The 2,342-nt window shown below is 43.4% G+C and carries 4 protein-coding genes; all 4 read left to right on the top strand.

Translation table 11 applies throughout. The annotated features are described in order from the left end of the window. Positions 1–216: ISAzo13-like element transposase-related protein (locus VXK47_RS00105; RefSeq protein ID WP_435546737.1), on the top strand; the 216-nt coding region annotated here is incomplete at its 5' end. Between the two features lie 36 nt (positions 217–252). Continuing rightward, positions 253–426 carry a (2Fe-2S)-binding protein gene (locus tag VXK47_RS00100; RefSeq protein ID WP_435546736.1) on the top strand — a complete coding sequence of 58 codons (174 nt, stop codon included), beginning with the start codon at positions 253–255 and terminating at the stop codon, positions 424–426. After that, positions 344–2,080: a xanthine dehydrogenase family protein molybdopterin-binding subunit gene (locus VXK47_RS00095; protein WP_435546739.1), complete on the top strand. Its 1,737-nt coding sequence runs from the start codon at positions 344–346 to the stop codon at positions 2,078–2,080. Before VXK47_RS00100 ends, VXK47_RS00095 begins: the two co-directional genes overlap by 83 nt. Before the next feature lie 79 nt (positions 2,081–2,159). Continuing rightward, a partial coding sequence (locus tag VXK47_RS00090; protein WP_435546738.1) for an FAD binding domain-containing protein occupies positions 2,160–2,342 on the top strand: 183 nt, incomplete at its 3' end.

The following is a 2,342-nucleotide window of genomic DNA, read 5'->3' as shown; positions in this document are numbered from 1 at the left end:
AATTGGCGCGGCAAACCTCTTGTCAGCCATGAAGTTATCATTAGTCTAATTTCATCCACAACTACCCAAAAGGGTCTTATTGTAAAATGTGAACTGGATGAAAATAAGTATCCCAAAGGCATACAGGTATCTGATGAAGATCTTCTAAAAGTGAATATGAAGATGGATGATTTTCATGGAGAGTGGAATTACACCATCTTACCGAACACAAGCTAATATGTTACAATAATATTATGACAGACTCTTACTCCATTGCAACAAAACTTTGTTGATCGTGGAGCAATCCAGTGCGGTTTCTGCACACCGGGAGTAATCATGTCTGCTAAAGCATTGCTCGATGAAAATCCAAAGCCTACTAATGCTGAAATCAAAAGAGGCATTTCAGGTAATCTATGCCGATGCACCGGATACTATCCGGATTCATGAGAATTTTCCCGGAAACATCTCAACACTTACTATGTTTCATCACGGCGATGTAGATAAAGCATTTGCCGAATCGGATTATATTCTGGAAGATAAATATCAAACCCAGTATACGCATCATTCCTATATAGAACCCCATGCGGTCACCGCAGAATTTTATCCTTCCGGAGAAGTAACGATATGGCCAAGCACCCAAACCCCTTTTTATGACAAGGTATGCATTGCAGAAACTATAGGAGTACCCGTAAATAAGGTCAGGGTAATAAAACCTCACGTAGGCGGCGGGTTCGGAGGAAAAGGCGATGTTCATTCACTTTTCCCCGTATCCGCCCTGCTTTCAAGAATGTCAGGAAAACCGGTACAGATGGTTTACACCAGGGAAGAAGATATTGTCAGCACCACAAGACGTCATCCAACCATTATAGAACAAAAAATCGGCGTTATGAAAGATGGCCGGATCATGGGTTTTGACTCCAAAATCCTTGCCGACGGTGGAGCATATCAGGGAATTTCCATGGTCTCCATTTTCGTTATGGCCGTATTTCAACACGGACCGTACAAACTTCCCAACTATCGCTGTGATGCCCGAAGAATTTATACAAATAAACCTTACTGCGGCGCTCAAAGAGGTCATGGCGGAATTCAGCCTCGTTTCGTCATAGAATCGATGATGGATATTATAGCAGAAAACCTTAATCTTGACCCCCTTGAAATAAGAAGGGTAAACGGCCTTCATGCAGGGGATATAACATTGAATAAATTCAGGATAAGAAGCTGCGGCCATATTGAATCCATAGATAAGGCTGCTGAAGATATCGGCTGGAATGAAAAACGGAAAAAGCTTCCGGAAGGAAAAGGGGTGGGTCTTGCCTGCAATTTCTTTGCATCAGGACCGGGATTCTCATATTTCTTCACCAATCCTCCTTCACATTCAGGTGTAAACATAACTACAGAGGAAGATGGCACTTTTCTTATGTATACCGGATCATCAGACATAGGTCAGGGATCGGAAACAGCACTTGCCATGATTGCAGCAGAAGCAATCGGACTGTCCGGCATTGATCAGATAAAAGTAATCGCTGCCGATACGGCCACAACACCGATGGATCTTGGAACTTATGGCAGCAGGCTTACAACTATTGCCGGGAACGCAGCCAAAATGGCCGGAACCAAAATCAAGGATGAGCTTGTAGAAACAGCAGCAGATATGCTTGAGGCAAACAAAGAAGATCTTGAGGCAAGAGAAGGCAGAATATTTGTCAAAGGCAACCCTGAAAAAGGCGTTACTATCAAACAGGCCGTACAAACACGGTTTGCGGTAAAAAGAATACCTCTAACCACTGTAGGTTTTTATAACCCGCCTGCCGATACGGGAGATGTAAGCGGATTTGCAGAAGGAAAAGTAAGTTTGTCTCCCACCTGGAGTTTTGGGGCGCATGCTGCTGAAGTGGATATAGATGAAGAAACAGGTGTTGTTAAAGTGAAAAAAGTTTCGGCGGCCCATGACTGCGGATTTGCCATAAATCCAATGGCGGTTGAAGGCCAAATTGAAGGCTGTGTTTCCATGACCTTTGGCCAGGCGACATGTGAAGATTTCAGGATGGAAAATGGATCGACTATGACAAACTCTTTAAGGAAGACCTCATTTATGCTTTAAGCTTGGCGGAGACAGGTGCTTTGTAGCAAAAGGCTCAAAAGAGTGTCTCGCCCTTTTCCAGGCAGATACTCCTCCCGCCCTGATAGCTCTTGGCGCACAAGTAACGATAGTAGGTAGTACCGGCAAAGAAAAGGTTATAAATATTGAGGATTTTTATACACAGAAAAGCAAAAAGGTGAACATCCTTAAACCAACGGATTTTGTTAAACAGATTCATATACCCACACCGCCCAAAGGCACAAAAAGCTGCTATCTGAAGATG

It is taken from the genome of Desulfobacterium sp. N47 (assembly GCF_051233685.1).
In the GTDB taxonomy this organism is placed as follows: domain Bacteria; phylum Desulfobacterota; class Desulfobacteria; order Desulfobacterales; family RPRI01; genus RPRI01.
Note: the sequence above shows the minus strand (reverse complement) of the source record. Positions and strands in the feature narration are given on the sequence as shown.